The sequence below is a fragment of the Cellulomonas sp. McL0617 genome, assembly GCF_049994875.1.
Classification (GTDB): Bacteria; Actinomycetota; Actinomycetes; order Actinomycetales; family Cellulomonadaceae; genus Cellulomonas.
Window position 1 is genome coordinate 763,964 of sequence record NZ_CP188256.1, and the last position, 19,847, is coordinate 783,810.

At 71.2% G+C, this 19,847-nt stretch carries 19 protein-coding genes; 14 read left to right on the forward strand and 5 right to left on the reverse strand.

What is annotated here, in order from left to right:
• The first annotated feature begins 125 nt into the window (after positions 1 to 125).
• From sigE to ACPPVS_RS03550, 8 genes are all read left to right on the forward strand, one after another.
• The gene (sigE, locus tag ACPPVS_RS03515) at positions 126 to 707 is read left to right on the forward strand and encodes an RNA polymerase sigma factor SigE (RefSeq protein WP_426594601.1); all 582 of its coding nucleotides are present in this window, start codon (positions 126 to 128) and stop codon (positions 705 to 707) included.
• Positions 704 to 1,675, forward strand: coding sequence for a zf-HC2 domain-containing protein (locus ACPPVS_RS03520; protein WP_426594602.1), 972 nt, complete (start codon positions 704 to 706; stop codon positions 1,673 to 1,675). Before sigE ends, ACPPVS_RS03520 begins: the two co-directional genes overlap by 4 nt.
• On the forward strand, positions 1,672 to 3,237 hold the full coding sequence (locus ACPPVS_RS03525; protein ID WP_426594603.1) for a trypsin-like peptidase domain-containing protein: 1,566 nt from the start codon (positions 1,672 to 1,674) through the stop codon (positions 3,235 to 3,237). Before ACPPVS_RS03520 ends, ACPPVS_RS03525 begins: the two co-directional genes overlap by 4 nt.
• Before the next feature lie 41 nt (positions 3,238 to 3,278).
• A complete protein-coding gene (locus tag ACPPVS_RS03530; RefSeq protein ID WP_426594604.1) occupies positions 3,279 to 3,668 on the forward strand; it encodes a twin-arginine translocase TatA/TatE family subunit in 390 nt (129 codons plus the stop codon).
• Positions 3,669 to 3,721: 53 nt separating this feature from the next.
• Positions 3,722 to 4,756, forward strand: coding sequence for a tryptophan--tRNA ligase (gene trpS, locus ACPPVS_RS03535; protein ID WP_426594605.1), 1,035 nt, complete (start codon positions 3,722 to 3,724; stop codon positions 4,754 to 4,756).
• Positions 4,753 to 5,325, forward strand: coding sequence for a 2'-5' RNA ligase family protein (locus ACPPVS_RS03540; RefSeq protein ID WP_426594606.1), 573 nt, complete (start codon positions 4,753 to 4,755; stop codon positions 5,323 to 5,325). Before trpS ends, ACPPVS_RS03540 begins: the two co-directional genes overlap by 4 nt.
• Positions 5,326 to 5,335: 10 nt before the next feature.
• Complete coding sequence (locus ACPPVS_RS03545; protein WP_426594607.1) at positions 5,336 to 6,352, forward strand: YihY/virulence factor BrkB family protein; 1,017 nt, start codon at positions 5,336 to 5,338, stop codon at positions 6,350 to 6,352.
• 77 nt (positions 6,353 to 6,429) lie between these two features.
• The gene (locus ACPPVS_RS03550) at positions 6,430 to 7,413 is read left to right on the forward strand and encodes a YihY/virulence factor BrkB family protein (RefSeq protein ID WP_426594608.1); all 984 of its coding nucleotides are present in this window, start codon (positions 6,430 to 6,432) and stop codon (positions 7,411 to 7,413) included.
• A gap of 84 nt (positions 7,414 to 7,497) precedes the next feature.
• On the opposite strand, the gene ACPPVS_RS03555 is transcribed toward ACPPVS_RS03550, so the two are convergent.
• The 5 genes from ACPPVS_RS03555 to sdhC are packed head-to-tail and all read right to left on the reverse strand — an operon-like array spanning position 7,498 to position 11,694.
• Positions 7,498 to 8,247 carry a phosphotransferase gene (locus tag ACPPVS_RS03555; protein WP_426594609.1) on the reverse strand — a complete coding sequence of 250 codons (750 nt, stop codon included), beginning with the start codon at positions 8,245 to 8,247 and terminating at the stop codon, positions 7,498 to 7,500.
• A gap of 7 nt (positions 8,248 to 8,254) precedes the next feature.
• Positions 8,255 to 9,022, reverse strand: coding sequence for a succinate dehydrogenase iron-sulfur subunit (locus ACPPVS_RS03560; protein ID WP_426594610.1), 768 nt, complete (start codon positions 9,020 to 9,022; stop codon positions 8,255 to 8,257).
• Positions 9,022 to 10,872, reverse strand: coding sequence for a succinate dehydrogenase flavoprotein subunit (gene sdhA, locus ACPPVS_RS03565; RefSeq protein ID WP_426594612.1), 1,851 nt, complete (start codon positions 10,870 to 10,872; stop codon positions 9,022 to 9,024). The genes ACPPVS_RS03560 and sdhA overlap by 1 nt, the downstream gene beginning before the upstream one ends.
• Positions 10,873 to 10,900: 28 nt before the next feature.
• Entirely contained in the window at positions 10,901 to 11,359 is a 459-nt protein-coding gene (sdhD, locus tag ACPPVS_RS03570; RefSeq protein WP_426594613.1) for a succinate dehydrogenase, hydrophobic membrane anchor protein, read from the reverse strand.
• Positions 11,359 to 11,694, reverse strand: a complete 336-nt coding sequence (sdhC, locus tag ACPPVS_RS03575; RefSeq protein ID WP_426595873.1) for a succinate dehydrogenase, cytochrome b556 subunit — start codon at positions 11,692 to 11,694, stop codon at positions 11,359 to 11,361. The genes sdhD and sdhC overlap by 1 nt, the downstream gene beginning before the upstream one ends.
• Before the next feature lie 227 nt (positions 11,695 to 11,921).
• Here sdhC and ACPPVS_RS03580 point away from each other — a divergent pair, with 227 nt between their 5' ends.
• The 6 genes from ACPPVS_RS03580 to ACPPVS_RS03605 all read left to right on the forward strand — a co-directional run bounded on the left by ACPPVS_RS03580 (position 11,922) and on the right by ACPPVS_RS03605 (position 19,825).
• The gene (locus tag ACPPVS_RS03580; protein WP_426594614.1) at positions 11,922 to 13,025 is read left to right on the forward strand and encodes a mannose-1-phosphate guanylyltransferase; all 1,104 of its coding nucleotides are present in this window, start codon (positions 11,922 to 11,924) and stop codon (positions 13,023 to 13,025) included.
• Positions 13,026 to 13,071: 46 nt separating this feature from the next.
• Positions 13,072 to 14,304 (forward strand): amidohydrolase, encoded by a 1,233-nt coding sequence (locus ACPPVS_RS03585; RefSeq protein WP_426594615.1) that lies wholly within the window; start codon positions 13,072 to 13,074, stop codon positions 14,302 to 14,304.
• A gap of 204 nt (positions 14,305 to 14,508) precedes the next feature.
• The gene (locus ACPPVS_RS03590; protein ID WP_426594616.1) at positions 14,509 to 15,630 is read left to right on the forward strand and encodes a BMP family lipoprotein; all 1,122 of its coding nucleotides are present in this window, start codon (positions 14,509 to 14,511) and stop codon (positions 15,628 to 15,630) included.
• A 111-nt stretch (positions 15,631 to 15,741) separates the two neighbouring features.
• Positions 15,742 to 17,304 carry an ABC transporter ATP-binding protein gene (locus ACPPVS_RS03595; protein ID WP_426594617.1) on the forward strand — a complete coding sequence of 521 codons (1,563 nt, stop codon included), beginning with the start codon at positions 15,742 to 15,744 and terminating at the stop codon, positions 17,302 to 17,304.
• Positions 17,301 to 18,545 carry an ABC transporter permease gene (locus ACPPVS_RS03600; protein ID WP_426594618.1) on the forward strand — a complete coding sequence of 415 codons (1,245 nt, stop codon included), beginning with the start codon at positions 17,301 to 17,303 and terminating at the stop codon, positions 18,543 to 18,545. Before ACPPVS_RS03595 ends, ACPPVS_RS03600 begins: the two co-directional genes overlap by 4 nt.
• Entirely contained in the window at positions 18,542 to 19,825 is a 1,284-nt protein-coding gene (locus ACPPVS_RS03605) for an ABC transporter permease (RefSeq protein ID WP_426594620.1), read from the forward strand. The genes ACPPVS_RS03600 and ACPPVS_RS03605 overlap by 4 nt, the downstream gene beginning before the upstream one ends.
• Positions 19,826 to 19,847: the final 22 nt, after the last annotated feature.

The window sequence follows — 19,847 nt, forward strand, 5'->3', positions numbered from 1 at the left end:
GACGCCGGACGATCCGCTGAAGGCGGAAACCTTTCGCCCCTCCCGAGCGTTGCATGGGTTCGAGCCCCACAGGTTTGCCTGGGAGACTGTTGGGTGTCCTGACACACGCGCGAGGAGACCACCCGATGAGCACCGAGCCCGCCACCTGGCAGGCACCGGCGTGGGAGGACATCGTCCGCGACCACTCCGCGCGGGTCTACCGGCTGGCCTACCGCCTCACCGGCAACCGGTTCGACGCCGAGGACCTCACGCAGGAGACCTTCGTCCGCGTCTTCCGCTCCCTGCACTCCTACCAGCCCGGCACGTTCGAGGGCTGGTTGCACCGCATCACCACCAACCTGTTCCTCGACCAGGCCCGCCGCAAGCAGCGCATCCGCATGGACGCCATGGGCGAGGACGCCGAGCGGTACGCGTCCGGTGACCAGCTCGGTGCGCCCGAGCGGGCGTTCGAGCACGGGAACCTGGACCTCGACGTGCAGCGCGCGCTCGACCAGCTGCCGCCCGAGTACCGGGCCGCGGTCGTCCTGTGCGACATCGAGGGCCTGTCCTACGAGGAGATCGCGGTCACGCTCGGCATCAAGCTCGGCACCGTGCGCTCGAGGATCCACCGGGCCAGGGCCCGCCTGCGCGTGTCCTTGGAGCACCGCGCCCCCGAGGCGTTGCGCGTCTTCGCCTCCGACGACTCGACCGCGGACGCGCAGCGATGACGGCGCACCTCGGCTCGCGCATCAGCGCCCTCGTCGACGGCCAGCTGTCGGTGACCGCCACCGAGCGGGCGCTGGCCCACGTCGCGGTCTGCCCCGAGTGCGCGTCCGAGCTGGGCGCGGCCCGGTCCGCGCGCGCGGCGCTGGCGTCCGTCGACGAGCCGTGCCCCGCCCCCGACCTGACCGCGCGGCTGCTGTCGCTCGCGGGCAGTGCACCGGCCGACCCGCGTCCCACCGACCCGTTCGCCCCACCGGCGTCCGGGTCGCGCTCCGAGCTGGCGTCGTACGGCGTGACGTCCTCCGGCGGCTGGCTCGGCCGGTCGGTGGTCCGCGGCGACCTGCGCCAGAAGCGGACCAGCGTCCGCATCGCCGCCGGGTCGATGGCGGGGCTCGGTGCCGTCGCAGCGATGCTCTTCGTGCTCGGGGAGCGGCCCGACGTCGTGCCGACCAGCCACCCGGGTTCCGACCTCGGCCTGCTCGGCGGCGCGGTCACCGACCGGCAGCCCGCCGCGTTCGACACCGGGCTCCGGGTGGCCGGCGCGGGTACGGGCGGCGACTCGGTGGCATGGCTGCAGGCGCACCAGTGGTCGTTCCCGTCGCAGCTGCCCGACGGCTGGGCCGTGAGCGCGGTGCGCTGGTCCGGCGACGACTCGACCGTGCTGGAGGTCGACGTCGTCGGCCCGGAGGGCTCCGCCGTGGTGACCGAGCAGCAGGGTCACCTGGACACGGACGCGCTGGCGGGGGCGCCGGCCAGCCGGGTCGGCGGGCGTGACGTCTACGTGCTCTCCTACGAGCCCTGGCACATCGTGTGGCAGGCCGACTCGACGGTCGTGCAGGTGGTCGCTGCCGAGTCGAGCGGCTCGGCGGACCAGCTTGTGGGAGCCTTTCCCGGCGGCGCGTACGACGCCGGAGTGCCCGCGCAGATCACGCGGGGCTGGAACACGGTGACAGGAGCGCTCGAGCGACCATGAGCACGCCCGACGACCCGTCCGCCCCGGGTGACGCGCACGACGGATCTCGACCGGGTCCCGACGCCCCGCCGGTCCCCGCCGAACGGCACGACGAACCCGAGCCTCGGGCGGCGGACCCGAACCCCTTCGCGTCCCCCTCCGGCCAGCGCAGCCTGCCGACGACCCCCGAGGTCCCCGCGCACACCTCGAACCCGTACGCGCCGCACGGGCAGCCGGTCGCGAGCCCCTACGCCCCGCCGCACGCCCAGCAGGTCGCGAGCGCGTACCCCGCGACGGCCGGCTGGGGGACCCCACCCGCCGGTCCGCCGAGCGCACCCGCGCCGGGCGCAGGCCCGGTCGACCCCTGGAGCCAGCAGTCGCCGGCCGCGCACGCCCCCTGGGGTGCCGCGACGTACCCCAACCCGGTGCCGACCCCGGGTCAGCCGCCGCACCCCGCCGTGCAGACCCGGACCAAGAAGAAGCGTCGCGCCCTGTCGGCAGTGTGGATCTTCCCGCTCGTCGTGCTCGCCCTCGTGGCGGGACTGGTGGGCGGCGTCATCGGCGGGCGCATCTCGGCGACCGACCACCTCCAGGACGCCGGTCTCCCGCCGGCCGGGACCGGCACCGCATCCATCGAGCGGGCGCCGGACTCGGTCGCGGGCATCGCCGGCGGCGTCCTGCCGAGCGTGGTGTCGATCCAGGTGGACGGCGCCCAGGGCAGCGCCACCGGATCCGGCTTCGTGCTCCGCCAGGACGGCTACCTGGTGACCAACCACCACGTCATCGCGCAGGCCGACAACGCGGCCTCCACCACGATCACGGTGACGTTCGTCGACGGCAGCGAGAAGCCCGCGACGATCGTCGGCAGCACGTCCGACTACGACCTCGCGGTGCTGAAGGTCGACGTCGACGGCCTCACACCCCTGCGGCTGGGCGACTCGGGCAAGGTCGTCGTGGGCGACCCCGTCGTCGCCATCGGCGCACCCCTCGGCCTGGCCGGCACCGTGACCACCGGCATCGTCAGCGCGCTCAACCGCCCGGTCACGGCCGGTGACGCGAGCAGCACGGCGTTCATCAACGCGATCCAGACCGACGCCGCGATCAACCCCGGCAACTCCGGCGGCCCGCTGGTCAACGCGGCGGGCGAGGTCATCGGCATCAACTCCGCGATCGCGCAGCCTCCGGGCTCCACCGCCAGCGTCGGCGGCAGCATCGGCCTCGGGTTCGCCATCCCGTCCAACCAGGTGCGCCGCACGGCGGACCAGCTGATCGAGACCGGTCACGCGACGTTCCCGATCATCGGGGTGCTCCTCGACCAGAGCTACTCGGGCGAGGGCGTTCAGGTCTCGGGCGCGGACCAGAACGGCCAGCCGCCGGTCAGCGCCAACGGCCCGGCCGACCGGGCGGGCATCCACCCGGGCGACATCATCCTGGCGATCAACGGCCGGCCGGTGACGCAGCCGGACGAGCTGATCGTCGCGATCCGCGCGCTCACGCCCGGCGACACGGTCCTGCTGCGCGTCCGCACGGGTTCGGCGGAGCGGGACGTGCGGGTCAAGCTGGACGAGTCCGACGCTCCGTGATCGCGCGGAACGGCCTCAGGCTCGACGAGTAGGCTGACGCGGTGTTGTTCGACATCAACGGCGGAGAGTGGATCATCCTCCTGCTCGTTGCCGCGCTCGTGATCGGTCCCGCGCGGCTGCCCGGGTACGCCGAGCAGCTGGGCAAGCTGGTGCGGCGCGGGCGGGTGTTCCTGCGTGAGGCCAAGGCGCGTGTCGACGAGGAGCTCGGCGACGAGGCCAAGGACGTCGACTGGGCGTCGCTCGACCCTCGTCGGTACGACCCGCGCCGGATCGTGCGCGAGGCGCTGCTCGACGACCCGACCCCGCCCGTCCGACCCGTCACCAAGCAGTCGGCCTCGACCCCTGCCACCACGGCGGTCCGCGGAGGAGCGGCAGCCGCCGCGGTCCCCGCCGTACCGGTATCGCCGCCGTTCGACGACGAGGCGACCTGACCGACGAGTCCGACCCGGCCACCGCGGCCCCGTCGACCTGTCAGAATGGGCGGATGCACTTGGCGCCGCAGTCGTCGCGCATCTTCTCCGGGATGCAGCCCACGTCCGACTCCCTCCAGCTCGGCAACTACCTCGGGGCGCTGACCCAGTGGGTGGCGCTCCAGGAGGAGCACGACGCCCTCTACTGCGTGGTGGACCTGCACGCGCTGACGGTCGGCCCCGATCCGGCGGTGCTGCGTGACCGCACCCGTCGCACGGCGGCCCAGTACCTCGCGGCGGGCGTCGACCCGGACCGCTCGATCCTGTTCGTCCAGTCGCACGTGCCCGAGCACGCCGAGCTGGCGTGGTTGCTGTCCTGCCACACCGCCTTCGGCGAGGCCAACCGGATGACGCAGTTCAAGGACAAGTCCGGCAAGCACGGGACCGAGGGAACGACGGTCGGGCTGTTCACCTACCCGGTGCTCATGGCCTCGGACATCCTGCTCTACGACACGACGCTCGTCCCCGTCGGCGAGGACCAGCGCCAGCACCTCGAGCTGACGCGCGATCTGGCCAACCGGATGAACTCACGGTTCGGCGCGGACACCGTCGTCGTTCCTGAGCCGTACATCGTCAAGGCCACCGCGAAGATCTACGACCTGCAGGACCCGACGGCCAAGATGAGCAAGTCCTCGGAGAGCCCGAACGGTCTGATCGAGCTTCTCGACGACCCCAAGGTCGTCACCAAGCGGATCAAGAGCGCGGTGACCGACGCCGGCACCGAGATCCGCTTCGACCCGGAGCACAAGCCGGGCATCTCGAACCTGCTGTCCATCTACTCGGCGCTCACGGGCCGGTCGGTCGAGTCCCTCGAGCAGGACTACGCCGGAAAGGGGTACGGCCACCTCAAGGTCGACCTCGCCGAGGTCGTGGTCGACTTCCTGCGCCCGTTCCAGGCGCGGGTCAACGGCTACCTCTCGGACCCGGCCTCCCTCGACGACGTGCTGGCCGACGGCGCCGACCGTGCCCGCGACCGCGCCGCGGTGACGCTGGAGCGGCTGTACGACCGCGCGGGCCTGCTGCCGCGTCGCGCGCGGGTCCGCGCGTGAAGCTGCCGGAGCGCTCGGGGGACAAGCTGCGCATCGGTGTCGCGATCACGATCCCCGAGCCGTACAGCACCGTCCTGCAGGCGGCTCGCGGGCGGTTCGGCGACCCGTGGGCGGACTTCATCCCGCCGCACATCACGCTGCTCGGACCCACCGTGGTCGATCCCGACGAGATCGAGGCGGTCGACGAGCACCTCTCGTCCGTCGCCGCGTCGCACAGGCCGTTCCTCGTGCACCTGCGCGGGACCGAGACTTTCCGCCCGGTCTCGCCGGTGGTGTTCGTCCAGCTCGTCGAGGGCTCCTCGGGCTGTGCCGCGCTGGAGCGCAGCGTCCGGTCGCACGTGCTCGAGCAGGAGCTGCGGTTCGACTACCACCCGCACGTCACCGTGGCGCACGAGGTTGCCGACGAGCAGCTCGACTCGGCGTACGCCGAACTGGCCGGGTTCGACGCCTCGTTCCTGGTGGACAGCTTTCACAGCTACGCGCACGGTGACGACGGTGTGTGGCGGCCTGTCCGCGACTTCTCGCTGACCGGGGCGGCAGCAGATGCCGGGGTCGTCAGCCCGACCTAGGGTGCAGGGCATGACCCCCCAGGGCGCGCAACCTGCTGTCGGCGCAGGCGCCGCGCACGCGCACGCCCTCGCGGCGGAGGAGCCGCCCCCGGCCAAGCCCGGGCTCGTGTCCCGTGCCAGGACGGCATGGGACTGGGTCAGCCACACCCGGGCGATGCGCGCCAACGCCCGCTTCGGCGCCCGCGGCGGAGGAGTGCTGACCGGCGGCATCGCGTACGCGGCGCTGTTCTCCGTGTTTGCCGCGCTGACCATCGGCTACACGATCTTCATGAAGGTGCTGGGCGGCAACGACGAGCTCCGCCAGCAGGTGCTCGACGCCGTCGACAAGGCGTTGCCCGGCCTCGTCGACAACGGCGACGGCGGCGGTGGGATCAACCCCGACGACCTGGTGCTGAACAAGGGTCTGACGATCACCGGCGCCATCGCCGTCGTCGTCCTCCTGCTCAGCGCGCTCGCGGCGGTGTCGGCCATGCGCAAGGGCGTGCAGGCGATGTTCGCCGACGACGGCACGGGCACCAACGGCGTGATCGTCAAGGCGCGCGAGCTGGGTGGGTTCGCGGGCATGGCGATCGCGGTGCTGGTGTCCGCGATCATCACCATCGCGGTGACCACCGTGACCCAGTGGATCCTGAGCGGCCTCGGCTGGGGCGGCGCGACCACGACGGTGCTGACGGTGGCCGGGGTGCTCGTCGCGTTCCTGGTCGATGCGGGGGTGTTCGTCCTCGTCGTGACCGTGCTCGCCGGTCAGCACCCGCCTCGCAAGGACCTGCTCCAGGGTGCCGTGCTCGCGGGGATCGGTCTGGGCGTGGTGCGCCTGCTCGGCACCCAGGTGGTGGCCGGGAGCGTCAACAAGAACCCGTTGTTCGCGTCGGTCGCGGTGATCGTCACGCTGCTCCTGTGGATCAACCTGATCGCGCGCATCATCCTGCTCGCCTCGGCCTGGACCGCCGACCCGCCCTACGTCGAGAAGGTGCCGCGCGCCGACCCGCAGGACGAGAAGGAGCCGTCCGAGGCCGACCGCGCCTGACGCCGGCGTGACGGCGCGCTGACCGGAGCGGCGGAGGATGCCCAGGGCGGCGCTGGGCCCCACCTAGGGTGCAGGACATGAGGACCGAGGACGCCCACCCGGCCGCCGGCTCGGGTGCGGCACAGGCTCACGCGCTCGCTGCCGAGTCACCGCCGGAGCCGCGCTCGCTCGTCGCGCGCGGCATGGCGTCGTGGGACTGGGTCAAGCACACGCGACCCATGCGAGCGTATGCCCGCTTCGCGGTGCGGAGCGGGGGTGTGCTGACGGGTGGTATCGCCTACGCGACGCTGTTCTCCGTCGTCGCCGCACTGACCATCGGCTTCACCGCGTTCATGGCGGTGCTGGGTGACAACGAGCGGCTCCGCAACCAGGTGCTCGATGCCGTGGACGAGGCGCTGCCCGGGCTCATCGACACCGGCGACGGCAACGGCATGATCAGCGCGAAGAGCCTCGTGCTCAACACGAGCCTGACGATCACCAGCGTGATCGCCGTCCTCGTGCTCCTGGTCAGCGCGATCGCCGCGGTCGCCGCGCTGCGCAAGTCCGTGCGCGCGATGTTCGCCGACGACGACCCGCGCGGCAACGGGATCCGCGGCAAGGCGCGCGAACTGGGCGGCTTCGCGGTGGCGGCGCTCGCCGTGCTGCTCTCGGCCATCGTGACGATCGCCGTCACCTCGGCGGCGCAGTGGATCCTCGGTGCACTCGGGTGGGGGAGCGTGATGACGTCGGTGCTCTCCGTCCTGGGTTTCACCGTCGCCTTCGTCGTCGATGCCGGGATGTTCGTCCTCATCGTGACCGCGCTGGCCGCTCAGCGCCCGCCGCGCAGGGACCTCCTGCAGGGTGCGGGGCTCGCGGCGGTCGGGCTCGGCACGGTGCGCCTGCTGGGCACCGCGGTGGTGACCGGCAGCGCGACCAGGAACCCGTTGTTCGCCTCCGTGGCGGTGCTGGTCACGCTGCTCGTCTGGATCAACCTGATCGCACGCATCATCCTGCTGGCGGCCGCCTGGACCGCGGACCCGCCCTATGTCGACAAGTCGGCGTCACGTTTGCCGGCGACGTGACGCCCCTACGAGGGCGCCCGAGCCCATGATCGTGAGCCCGCCGGCCAGTGCCGCGAGGGGACCGGACGACCCGTACCGAGCGCCCTAGGCGAGTCGCTCGCGGAGCTCGGGGAACCGCGCGGTGAGGGCGCCCAGCCGGGCCAGCGTCGACGCGGGCTCCCCGACGCTCCCGAGCCGCAGCATGCCGGGATCGCCGGCCAGCTGGCCCGCTCGGATGCGGTCGGTGGCCGCGGTGATCCGGACGGGCACGTGCTCGAGCAGGGCGCGCACGTCCAGGTCGCCGTACCCGTCCGCGATCGTTCGCAGGCCGTCGACCACCTCCGCCGCATCGGCACCGGGATGGAGCAGGGCCGAGCTCCACGCGTACATCGCGACGTCGTCGAGCGGGACGCCCGGGCCGGCCACGTCCCAGTCGAACACCCCGGCGAGGTCGTCGCCGTCGAAGACCAGGTTGTAGACCGCCGTGTCGTGGTGGCAGACGATCTCGCCGGGCCGCAGCGCCCGCTCGACGAACCGCCACCGCCGGTTCGCGCGGGGGAAGCCCGCCACCGCCGTGTGGAACGTCCGCAACCAGCGCATGGCCGACGTCGTCTGCGCGGGGCTGGGCCGCTCGGTGTGGATGTCGAGCACGTGCCCGGGCAGGAACGTCAGGATCTCCCGATCCCGCTCGTCGATGCCCAGCACGCGTGGGATCTTCTCGACGCCGGCCGCCGCGAGGAAGTCGAGCAGCTCGTGCACGGCGGGCGTCCACGGGCCGGTCGGTCTGCGCACCGTGTCGCCGACGCGCACCGCACCTCCGACGTTCCCGCCGGGGAGCAGGACCTCGTCGGTCATGCCGGGCTCAGAAGGCCCGGGTGATCATGGCCCTCTTGACCTCTTGGATGGCCTTGGTCACCTCGATGCCGCGCGGGCATGCCTCGGTGCAGTTGAAGGTGGTGCGGCAGCGCCACACGCCCTCCTTGTCGTTGAGGATCTCGAGGCGCTGGGCCCCGCCCTCGTCGCGGCTGTCGAAGATGAACCGGTGCGCGTTGACGATCGCGGCGGGGCCGAAGTACTGCCCGTCGGTCCAGAACACGGGGCACGACGAGGTGCACGCGGCGCAGAGGATGCACTTGGTGGTGTCGTCGAACCGGGCGCGCTGCTCGGCGCTCTGCAGGCGCTCCTTGGTGGGCTCGTTCCCCGAGGTGATCAGGAAGGGCATGATCTCGCGGTAGGAGGCGAAGAACGGCTCCATGTCGACCACGAGGTCCTTGATCACCGGGAGGCCCTTGATGGGCTCGACGGTGATCGGCTTCTTGAGGTCGAGGTCCTTGAGCAGCGTCTTGCAGGCCAGGCGGTTGCGGCCGTTGATGCGCATCGCGTCGGAACCGCACACGCCGTGGGCGCAGGAACGACGGAACGTGAGCGACCCGTCCTCCTCCCACTTCACCTTGTGCAGGGCGTCCAGCACCCGGTCGGTGCCGTGCATGCGCACCGTGAACTCGTCCCAGTACGGCTCGGCCGAGCCGTCGTCGCCGGGCAGGTACCGGCGGACCTTGAGGGTGACGTCGAAGGACGGGATCACCGGGGTCGCCGTCGCCGCGGCCGTGCCTTCCAGGATGGCGGTCATCAGTACTTGCGCTCCATCGGCTGGTAGCGGGTCACCGTGACGGGCTTGGAGCCCAGCACGAGCTGGTAGTCCTCGAACACGGTGGTGTGGGCGAAGGCTCCCTTGTGGTCGCCGTCGCCGTCCGTGCCCCACAGGCGGTGGCCCTTGGCGGGCAGCGGCCGGCGGTACGCCATCGTGTGCAGCATGTAGTTCTTGTCGTCGCGGTTCGGGAAGTCCTCGCGGAAGTGCCCGCCGCGCGACTCGTCGCGGTTGAGGGCGCCGACGACGACGGTCTCGGCGATGTCGAGCAGGAAGCCGAGCTCGACGGCCTCGAGCAGGTCGGTGTTGAACATCCGGCTCTTGTCCTGGACGCTCACGTGCCGGAACCGCTTCTGCAGGTCCTTGATGTCGTCGAGCGCCTGCTGCAGCGAGTCCTTGGTGCGGAACACCTGGGCGTTCAGGTCCATCGACTCCTGCAGGGCCTTGCGCAGGTCCGCCACGCGCTCGCCGTCGGGCCGCGTGCGGATCTCCTCGAGACCGGCGACGACGGAGTCCGCGGCACCCTCGGGCAGCTCGACCCAGGACGCCTGCAGCGCATAGGCCGCGGCCGAGATCCCGGCGCGCTTGCCGAACACGTTGATGTCGAGCAGCGAGTTGGTGCCCAGCCGGTTGGAGCCGTGCACGCTCACGCAGGCGACCTCGCCGGCGGCGTACAGCCCACGGATGACGTCGGTCTGGTTGCGCAGGACCTCCGCCTCGATGTTGGTGGGGATCCCGCCCATGGCGTAGTGCGCGGTCGGGTACACGGGCACCGGCTCGGTGTAGGGCTCGATGCCGAGGTAGGTGCGGGCGAACTCGGTGATGTCCGGCAGCTTGGCGTCGATGTGCGCGGGCTCGAGGTGCGTCAGGTCGAGGAGCACGTAGTCCTTGTTCGGACCGGCGCCGCGGCCCTCGCGCACCTCGTTGGCCATCGACCGGGCGACGATGTCGCGGGGGGCCAGGTCCTTGATCGTGGGGGCGTAGCGCTCCATGAAGCGCTCGCCCTCGGAGTTGCGCAGGATGCCGCCCTCGCCGCGCGCCGCCTCGCTGAGCAGGATGCCCAGACCCGCCAGGCCGGTCGGGTGGAACTGGAAGAACTCCATGTCCTCGAGCGGGATGCCGCGGCGGTAGGCCAGCGCCATGCCGTCGCCGGTCAGCGTGTGCGCGTTGCTCGTCGTCTTGTAGATCTTGCCCGCGCCGCCCGTGGCCAGCACGACGGACTTGGCCCGGAACACGTGGATCTCGCCGGTGGCCAGCTCGTAGGCCACCACGCCCGAGACGTTGACCTCCTCACCCTCGGGCACGTGCCCGGCGGCGAGGTCGTGGTCCACCAGAAGGTCCAGCACGTAGAACTCGTTGAAGAACTCGACCTCGTTCTTCACGCACTGCTGGTAGAGCGTCTGCAGGATCATGTGACCCGTACGGTCGGCGGCGTAGCAGGACCGGCGCACGGCCGCCTCGCCGTGGTTGCGCGTGTGCCCGCCGAAGCGGCGCTGGTCGATCTTGCCCTCGGGCGTGCGGTTGAACGGCAGGCCCATCTTCTCCAGGTCCAGCACCGCGTCGATGGCCTCCTTGGCCATCACCTCGGCGGCGTCCTGGTCGACCAGGTAGTCACCACCCTTGACGGTGTCGAACGTGTGCCACTCCCAGTTGTCCTCCTCGACGTTGGCCAGCGCGGCGCACATGCCGCCCTGCGCCGCGCCCGTGTGGGAGCGCGTCGGGTAGAGCTTGGAGATGACGGCGGTGCGTACGCGCGTGGAGGACTCGAGGGCGGCACGCATGCCTGCGCCGCCCGCGCCGACGATCACGACGTCGTACTGGTGGGTCTGCATCGGGGTCGATGCCTTCCTTGATGGTGGGTCAGGCAGTACAGAACGACGGCAGCAGGTCCGCAGGCGAGCCGGTCGGGCACGGGTCGAACGTGAAGATGACCAGCGTGCCCAGCACGACCACGATGATGAAGGCGAGGTACAGCAGGCCCTTGAGGAAGAGCCGCAGGCCGTCCCGCTCCGCGTAGTCGTTGATGATCGTCCGCACCCCGTTGGTGCCGTGGATCATGGCCAGCCAGAGCATCAGCAGGTCCCAGACCTGCCAGAACGGCGACGCCCACTTGCCGGCGACGAAGCCGAAGTCGATCGCCTTGACGCCCTGGCCCAGCCAGAGGTTGACGAACAGGTGGCCGAAGATCAGGACCAGCAGGATCACGCCGGAGGCCCGCATGAACACCCAGCCGTAGAGCTCGGTGTTGCCGCGCGTGGTCAGTCGCGAGGGCCGGGCCTTGGGGGCGCGGGGCGCCTTCGGGTCGGCGATCGTGCTCATCACTCGCCCCCGAACACGTGCATGAGGTGGCGGGGCAGGAACCCGGCCATCGTCACGACGAACAGACCGAGGACGATCCAGAGCATCAGCCGCTGGTACTTCGGACCCTTCGCCCAGAAGTCCACCAGGATGATGCGGATCCCGTTGAACGCGTGGAACACGATCGCGGCCACGAGGCCGGCCTCACCGAGACCCATGATCGGGTTCTTGTACGTGCCGATCACGGAGTTGTAGTCCTCGGGGGAGAGCCGCACGAGCGACGTGTCGAGGACGTGCACGAGGAGGAAGAAGAAGATCGCGACGCCGGTGACGCGGTGCGCGACCCACGACCACATGCCTTCCCGCCCTCGGTAGAGCGTCCCGGCGGGCGCTTTGCGCTTCACCGGCGCATCGGGCGCTGCGGACACTGGGGGATCCTCCTGGCGAGTCAGAGGTGCGGACGACGGCGTCCCTAGACGACCTCACTGTAGTGAACGACATCCACCGCGACGCGACGGGGACGGCAACCTGTGAGGTACTCCACATGCTGGGCCGGGGGTGAGTCCTGGCTACCCTGGCCCCCATGCCCACCAGCAGCACCCCCATCCAGGCCTTCCACGCCGTCATCCCGGCCGGCGGCGCCGGTACCCGGCTCTGGCCCCTCTCGCGGGCGGGTCACCCCAAGTTCCTGCTCGACCTGACCGGCACCGGGCGCACCCTGCTGCAGGGCACGGTCGACCGGCTGGCTCCCCTGGCACAGGGCGTGCTCGTGGTCACGGGGGCCAAGCACGCGGCGGCGGTCGCTGACCAGCTCCCCGAGCTGGGCGCCGACCAGGTGCTGGCCGAGCCGTCCCCGCGCGACTCCATGGCGGCCATCGGGCTCGCCGCCGCCGTCCTGCTGGAACGGCACGGTGCGGACGTGATCCTCGGGTCGTTCGCGGCCGACCACGTCATCTCGGGCACCGAGGCGTTCGAGGAGACGGTGCGCGAGGGCGTCGTCGCCGCGCAGGCGGGCTATGTCGTGACGATCGGCATCCGGGCGACCGAGCCCACCACGGCCCTCGGCTACGTACGGTCGGGAGCGAGCCTGGGTCTCGACGAGGCGCCGCGGGCCCAGCACGTCGTCGGCTTCACCGAGAAGCCCGACGCCGAGACCGCGGCGGCCTACCTCGCCACGGGCGAGTACCGCTGGAACGCGGGCATGTTCATCGTGCGGGCGCGCGTGCTGCTGGACCACCTCGCCGCGCAGCTCCCGGTGCTCGCCGCGGGGCTGGTCGAGATCGCCGCCGCCTGGGACGGCCCGGACCGGCAGGCGGTGCTCGAGCGTGTCTGGCCCGGACTGACCAAGATCGCGATCGACCACGCCATCGCCGAGCCCGTCGCGGCGGCCGGCGGTGTCGCGGTGGTGCCCGGCGACTTCGGGTGGGACGACGTCGGTGACTTCGCGTCGCTCGCGCTGCTGCTGGCCGGTGGGACGCTCGGCGACCAGTCGGCGGTGCAGCGGATCGACTCGGACGGGTCGCTCGTGGTGACCGGCGAGGGGCGCACGGTGACCGTGATCGGCCTGCCGGACGCGGTCGTCGTCGACACGCCCGACGCGGTGCTCGTCACCACCCGCGCGCGCGCCCAGTCGGTGAAGCAGGGGGTCGACGCCTGGCGCGCGGCGGGTCGGGACGACCTGCTGTAGGTGGACGTGCGCGGTGCGGCACGCCGGCCGCGGCTAGGGTCGATCCGTGCCTGACCTCACCACCGTCGCCCCGTTGACGTCGCTGCGCCCCGCGCCCTCCGAGGCCGTGGCGGCGCGGCTGGTCGCGTCGTACGACGACCTGCGAAACGAGCTCGTCGCAGTCCGTCGGGACATCCACGCGCACCCGGAGCTCGGGCGCACCGAGGTGCGCACCACGGGGCTGCTCGTCGACCGGCTGCGAGCCGCCGGCCTCGAACCGCACCTGCTGCCCGGCTCCGGCCTGGTCTGCGACATCGGTCCGGGTCCGGCGGCCACCGGGCGGCAGCGGATCGCGCTCCGGGCCGACCTCGACGCGCTGCCGTTGCCCGACACGACCGGCCTGCCCTGGGCGTCGACCGTCCGGGGCGTCGCGCACGCGTGCGGCCACGACGTGCACACCACGGCCGTGCTGGGCGCCGGTCTGCTGCTGGCGCGCGTCGCCGACGAGCTGACCACCGGGGTCCGGCTCGTCTTCCAGCCGGCCGAGGAGGTCCAGCCCGGCGGTGCGCTCGACGTCATCGCGGCGGGCGGCCTCGACGGCGTCGGACAGATCTTCGCGTTCCACTGCGACCCCAAGGTCGACGTCGGTCAGGTGGGTACGCGCATCGGGCCGATCACGTCGGCCAGCGACGAGGTCACTGTCACGATCTCCGGTGGGGGCGGCCACACCTCGCGACCGCACCTGACCGGTGACGTGGTCTTCGCGCTCGGGCAGGTGATCACGCAGGTCCCCGCGATCCTCGGCCGCCGGCTGGACCCCCGCTCGGGCGTCAACCTCACCTGGGGCGCGGTCCAGGCGGGATCGGCGCACAACGCGATCCCGACCACCGGGGTCGTCCGCGGCACGCTGCGCTGCCTCGACGTGCGGGCCTGGGAGAAGGCGTCGGAGGTGTTCCACGACGCGGTCGAGAACGTCGTCGCTTCGCTCGAGGTGCAGGTCGAGGTGCGCCACCACCGAGGGGTCCCTCCGGTGGAGAACGCCTCAAGCGCGACCGGGGTGCTGGAGGAGGCTGCGCGCGACGTGCTCGGTGCCGGATCGGTGCTGCTCACGGAACAGTCGCTCGGCGGCGAGGACTTCGCCTGGTACCTGACCAAGGTGCCCGGCGCCATGGCACGCCTCGGCACGCGCACGCCCGGCGGCCACACGTACGACATCCATCAGGGCGACCTGCGCGTGGACGAGCGCGCGATCGAGGTGGGCGCTCTGTTCCTCGCCAGAGCCGCACTGCTCGCGGGTTGAGACGTCCCGTCCGCGGGCTGGTCAGATGTACCAAGTCGATAACGGAACCTGCGGGGATACCCACCGGTAACGTGCTCGTCACACGCGGCTGGCTAGTGTCCGAACCATCAATACCGGGCAGCCAGGGGCGCGTGGCGACGCATCGTCGAGCCATCACGCCGCCGTTGCGCTGGACCGGGTGCTGACGAGATTCAGGAGACGCGCGTGAACAGGATCATTCGAGTTGCTGCGCTCGGCGGGGCGCTCGCGCTCGCGCTTGCGGCGTGTGGCAGTGCCCCGGACAACAACTCGGGTTCGTCGTCCTCGCCGACGTCGTCTGCCGGTGCCGCGATGTCCGACTTCAAGGGCTGCATCGTGTCCGACTCGGGCGGCTTCAACGACAAGTCGTTCAACGAGTCGGGTCTCAACGGCCTGAACCAGGTCAAGAAGGATCTGGGCATCCAGACCGCTCAGGCCGAGTCGAAGACGGACGACGCGTACGCGCCGAACATCGACAACCTGCTCAGCCAGAACTGCAACATGATCGTCTCGGTCGGCTTCAAGCTGTCGACCGCGACGGCGGACGCCGCCAAGGCGAACACCGACGTCGACTTCGCGCTCGTCGACGCCCTGCCCACCGACGCCGCCGGCAAGGCCGTGACGCTGGACAACGTCAAGCCGCTCCAGTTCGACACCGCGCAGGCGGCCTACCTCGCCGGCTACCTGGCCGCGGGCATGACCAAGACCGGCAAGGTCGGCACCTACGGTGGCCTGGCCATCCCGACGGTGACCGTCTTCATGGACGGCTTCGCCGAGGGCATCGCCAAGTACAACGAGGTCAAGGGCAAGAGCGTCCAGCTGCTCGGCTGGGACGAGAAGGCCCAGACCGGCCTATTCAACCCGCCGGACGCGCCGTTCGCGCCGGGCTCCGGCAAGGCCAACGCCGACTCGCTCGTCGCCCAGGGCGCGGACATCATCCTGCCCGTCGCCGGCGGCGCCGCGCTCGACGCCCTCACCACGGCCAAGGCCACCCCCGGCACGCTCGTCATCTGGGTCGACTCCGACGGTGCGCTCATCAACCCCGACTCGTCGTCGGTGATCCTCACCTCCGTGATGAAGCTCATCGGTGCGGCCGTCGACTCGGCCGTGACGGACGCCGCCAAGGGCAACTTCGACGCGACGCCGTACGTCGGCACTCTCGAGAACCAGGGCGTCGGCATCGCGCCGTACCACGACCTCGAGTCGCAGGTTCCGGCCGACCTGAAGAAGGAGGTCGACCAGCTGAAGGCCGACATCATCTCCGGCAAGATCAAGGTCGAGTCGAAGAGCTCGCCCTCGTCGTCGTAGTCGTCGTATCGATCGAGCCGGTCTGGGCGCCACGCCCGGACCGGCTCGGTCGCGTCCGGGACCGTCGTGGTCCTAGTGTCGGACCAGGTCGTTCGCCGAGGAGGGCTGCACGTGCTGCTGGAGCTGCGGGGCATCACCAAGCGGTTCGGGCCGCTGGTCGCCAACGACCACATCGACCTCGTGATCGAGCCCGGGCAGATCCACGCCCTGCTCGGTGAGAACGGGGCCGGCAAGTCCACGCTCATGAACGTCCTGTTCGGGCTGTACGAGCCCGACGAGGGGGACATCGCCGTCGACGGCACCGCCGTGAAGTTCCGGGGACCGTCCGACGCGCTGGCCGCCGGCATCGGCATGGTCCACCAGCACTTCATGCTCGTCCCGGTCTTCACCGTCGCCGAGAGCGTCATGCTCGGGCACGAGTCGACCCGCGGCGGGCTGCTCGACCTCGACACCGCCCGAACCCGCGTGCGCGAGCTGTCCGCCCGGTTCGGGTTCGACGTCAACCCGGACGCCCGCATCGAGGACCTCCCCGTGGGCGTGCAGCAGCGGGTCGAGATCATCAAGGCGATGGCCCGGGACGCGAAGGTCCTCATCCTCGACGAGCCCACCGCGGTGCTGACGCCGCAGGAGACCGACGAGCTGATCGAGATCATGCGCCAGCTCGCCGCGGCCGGGACGTCGATCGTCTTCATCACGCACAAGCTGCGAGAGGTCCGGGCCGTCGCGGACGTCATCACCGTCATCCGGCGCGGTCGCGTCGTGGGCTCCGCGGAGCCGACCGCCGACGAGTCCGAGCTGGCCGCCATGATGGTCGGCCGCGCGGTGATGCTCGACCTGGACAAGGCGCCGGCCGAGCCTGGGGAGATCGTGCTGCAGGTCCGTGACCTGCTCGTCCTGGACGGCGCCGGGACGCGCGTGGTCGACGGTGTCTCGTTCGACCTCGCCCGCGGGGAGATCCTCGCGATCGCCGGTGTGCAGGGCAACGGCCAGTCCGAGCTCGCCGAGACCATCCTCGGCCTGACGCCGTCCCTGCGCGGGTCGGTCGTCCTGGAGGGCACGGAGCTGGTGGGGAAGTCGGTGCGCGAGATCCTCGACCACGGCATCGGCTTCGTCCCCGAGGACCGCTCGCACGACGGGCTGGTCGGGGAGTTCAGCGTCGCCGAGAACCTGGTCCTCGACCTCATCTTCGATCCGCGCTTCCGCAGCCCGCTCGGCGTCGACCTGGCGGCCGTGCAGGCCAACGCCCAGGCCCGCATCGAGGAGTACGACATCCGCACCCAGGGGCCCACGCAGCCCGCCGGTCGCCTGTCGGGCGGCAACCAGCAGAAGGTCGTCGTCGCGCGTGAGCTGTCCCGCCCGCTGCGCCTGTTCATCGCGAGCCAGCCGACGCGCGGCGTCGACGTCGGATCGATCGAGTTCCTGCACCGCCGGATCGTCGAGGAGCGGGACTCGGGCACCCCGGTGATCCTCGTCTCGACCGAGCTGGACGAGGTCAGCGCGCTGGCCGACCGGATCGCCGTGATGTACCGCGGGCAGATCATCGGCGTCGTGCCCGGCGACACCCCGCGCGACGTGCTGGGCCTGATGATGGCCGGCGTCCCGCTCGACGAGGCCCGCAAGCAGGCCGCAGAGCACCCGACCACCGAGACCATGCTCGAGGAGGGCGACCTGTGACCGACGAGCTCGTGCCGCACCTGGCGGACGCCCCGCCGGCTGCGCCGCCGCCCAAGGACCCCACGGAGGACGCCGCGGCGTCGTGGCTGCGCCGCGTGTCGTCGAGCGGGTCGACGGTGACTGTCCTGGCGTTCGTGCTCGCGCTGGTCATCGGCGGCATCCTCATCGCGGCGGTGAACCCCGAGGTCACCGCGGCGGCGCACTACTTCTTCGCCAAGCCCGGTGACCTGTTCCGGGCCGCGTGGCAGGCCGTGAGCGAGGCCTACACGGCCCTGTTCCGCGGGGCGGTCTACGACTACGACGCCAAGACGTTCAGCAAGTCCATCCGGCCCCTGACCGAGACCATGACGATCGCGACGCCGCTGATCATCGCGGCGCTCGCGGTGGCCGTGGCCTTCCGGGCCGGCCTGTTCAACATCGGTGCCCAGGGCCAGGTCATCCTCGGCGCGACGCTCGCCGCGTACCTGGGGTTCACGTGGCACCTGCCGACCGGGATCGCGCTGCTGGTGTCCCTGGTCGGCGGTCTGGTGGCCGGCGGGTTCTGGGCCGGCATCGCCGGTGTGCTGAAGGCGCGGACGGGGGCGCACGAGGTCATCGTCACGATCATGCTGAACTACGTCGCCATCTCGTTGCTGGCGTGGTTCCTGACCACCCAGGCGTTCCGGGTCGCCGGTTCCGCCGAGCCGAAGTCGCGCACCGTGCGAACCGAGGCCCAGCTGCCGCTGCTGTTCGGGTCGCAGTACCGCGTGACGTGGGGATTCATCATCGCGATCCTCGCCGCGGTGTTCGTCTGGTGGTTGATGTCGCGGTCGCGCATCGGGTTCCAGTACCGCGCCGTCGGGTTCAACCCCAACGCGTCGCGCACCGCGGGCATCTCGGTCCAGCGGATCACCGTCTACGTGATGCTCACCTCCGGTGCGCTGGCCGGGCTGGCCGGTGCGGTCCAGCTGCTGGGCACGTCCAAGTACCTCACCGACGGCATCGCGGGCACGATCGGTTTCGACGCCATCACCGTGGCCCTGCTCGGGCGCTCGAAGCCACTCGGCATCTTCTTCGCCGGGCTCCTCTACGGCGGCCTGAGCGCGGGCGGTCGCTTCATGGAGGTGGTGACCGGCACCCCGATCTCCATCGTCCTCGTGCTGCAGGCGCTCGTGGTCCTGTTCATCGCCGCACCGACCCTGGTCCGCACGATCTTCCGCCTCCCCGAACCCGGCGCCGACCTCAAGGGAGCGACCGCATGAGCATCGTCATCGAGCGGCAGCCGCTCGCCGAGGCCCCGGTGGTCACCGCCCGTCCGGTCCTGCGCGTGCCCATCACGCTGGCCGTGCTGGGCGTGATCTCGCTGCTCGCGTTCGGGATCGGGTCGACCTCCGGCCTGACGTCCACCTTCGCCCTGTCGTTCCGGACGGACGCCGTCCAGCTCTCACCCCTGGTCGTGTCGACCAAGGCCACCTGCGTGATCCTGTCGATCCTGTGCCTCGCGATCGCCGCGTACTCGTTCTTCCAGGCCCTGCGCTACCGCCGGACGCCGCTGTGGCTCAGCGGGCTGTTCGGGGTCATGTGGGTGTTCGCGTTCCTCGTCTGGGCCGTCGAGGGAAAGTCGACGTCGCTGGTCGACCTGCTGCAGGGGTCGTTGCTGCTCGCCGTGCCGATCGCGTTCGGGGCTTTCGGCGGGGTGTTCTGCGAGCGCTCGGGCGTCGTGAACATCGCGATCGAGGGACAGCTGCTCGTCGGGGCGTTCGCGGCCGCGGTCGTCGCCAGCGTCACGGGCAACGCCTACATCGGCCTGCTGGCGGCGCCGGTGGCGGGCTGGCTGCTCGGGCTGCTGCTGGCCCTCTTCACGGTCAAGTACGCGGTGAACCAGATCATCGTCGGCGTGGTGCTGAACGTGCTGGCCGTGGGCCTGACGAGCTTCCTGTTCGCCGCCGTCCTCAAGCCGAACGCCGAGACCCTGAACACGCCGCCGCTGATGCAGCCCATCGCGATCCCGGTGCTGTCCTCCATCCCGGTGCTCGGCCCGGTCCTGTTCCGGCAGACCCTGATCGTCTACGCCATGTACGTCACCGTGGTCGCGCTCACGGTCGCGCTGTTCCGCACCCGCTGGGGGCTGCGGGTCCGCGCGGTCGGCGAGCACCCGGAGGCGGCGGACACCGTCGGCATCCAGGTCAACCGCACCCGCTGGCGCAACGTCCTGTGGGGGTCGGCGACGGCCGGGTTCGGCGGCGCGTTCTTCACCGTCGGCTACATCGGGGCGTTCGGCCAGGAGATGTCGGGCGGCAAGGGCTACATCGCGCTCGCGGCCATGATCCTGGGCCGCTGGACGCCGATCGGCTCGCTCGGCGCGGCACTGCTCTTCGGCTTCGCGACGAAGCTCGCCTCCGCACTGTCCGTGCTCGGCACCCCCGTGCCCAGCCAGTTCATGCAGATGCTGCCGTACCTGCTGACGATCTTCGCCGTCGCCGGGTTCGTCGGCCGGGTGCGCGGGCCCGCGGCGGCCGGCGTGCCCTACCTGAAGGGTTGACGTGTCTTCCGAGACCGATACT

Coding starts and splice junctions, on each gene's coding strand:
- sigE (WP_426594601.1), top strand. CDS start 126: ATGAGCACCGAGCCCGCCACCTGGCAGGCACCGGCGTGGGAGGACATC.
- ACPPVS_RS03520 (WP_426594602.1), top strand. CDS start 704: ATGACGGCGCACCTCGGCTCGCGCATCAGCGCCCTCGTCGACGGCCAG.
- ACPPVS_RS03525 (WP_426594603.1), top strand. CDS start 1,672: ATGAGCACGCCCGACGACCCGTCCGCCCCGGGTGACGCGCACGACGGA.
- trpS (WP_426594605.1), top strand. CDS start 3,722: ATGCACTTGGCGCCGCAGTCGTCGCGCATCTTCTCCGGGATGCAGCCC.
- ACPPVS_RS03545 (WP_426594607.1), top strand. CDS start 5,336: ATGACCCCCCAGGGCGCGCAACCTGCTGTCGGCGCAGGCGCCGCGCAC.
- ACPPVS_RS03550 (WP_426594608.1), top strand. CDS start 6,430: ATGAGGACCGAGGACGCCCACCCGGCCGCCGGCTCGGGTGCGGCACAG.
- ACPPVS_RS03555 (WP_426594609.1), bottom strand. CDS start 8,247: ATGACCGACGAGGTCCTGCTCCCCGGCGGGAACGTCGGAGGTGCGGTG.
- ACPPVS_RS03560 (WP_426594610.1), bottom strand. CDS start 9,022: ATGACCGCCATCCTGGAAGGCACGGCCGCGGCGACGGCGACCCCGGTG.
- sdhA (WP_426594612.1), bottom strand. CDS start 10,872: ATGCAGACCCACCAGTACGACGTCGTGATCGTCGGCGCGGGCGGCGCA.
- sdhD (WP_426594613.1), bottom strand. CDS start 11,359: ATGAGCACGATCGCCGACCCGAAGGCGCCCCGCGCCCCCAAGGCCCGG.
- sdhC (WP_426595873.1), bottom strand. CDS start 11,694: ATGTGGTCGTGGGTCGCGCACCGCGTCACCGGCGTCGCGATCTTCTTC.
- ACPPVS_RS03580 (WP_426594614.1), top strand. CDS start 11,922: ATGCCCACCAGCAGCACCCCCATCCAGGCCTTCCACGCCGTCATCCCG.
- ACPPVS_RS03605 (WP_426594620.1), top strand. CDS start 18,542: ATGAGCATCGTCATCGAGCGGCAGCCGCTCGCCGAGGCCCCGGTGGTC.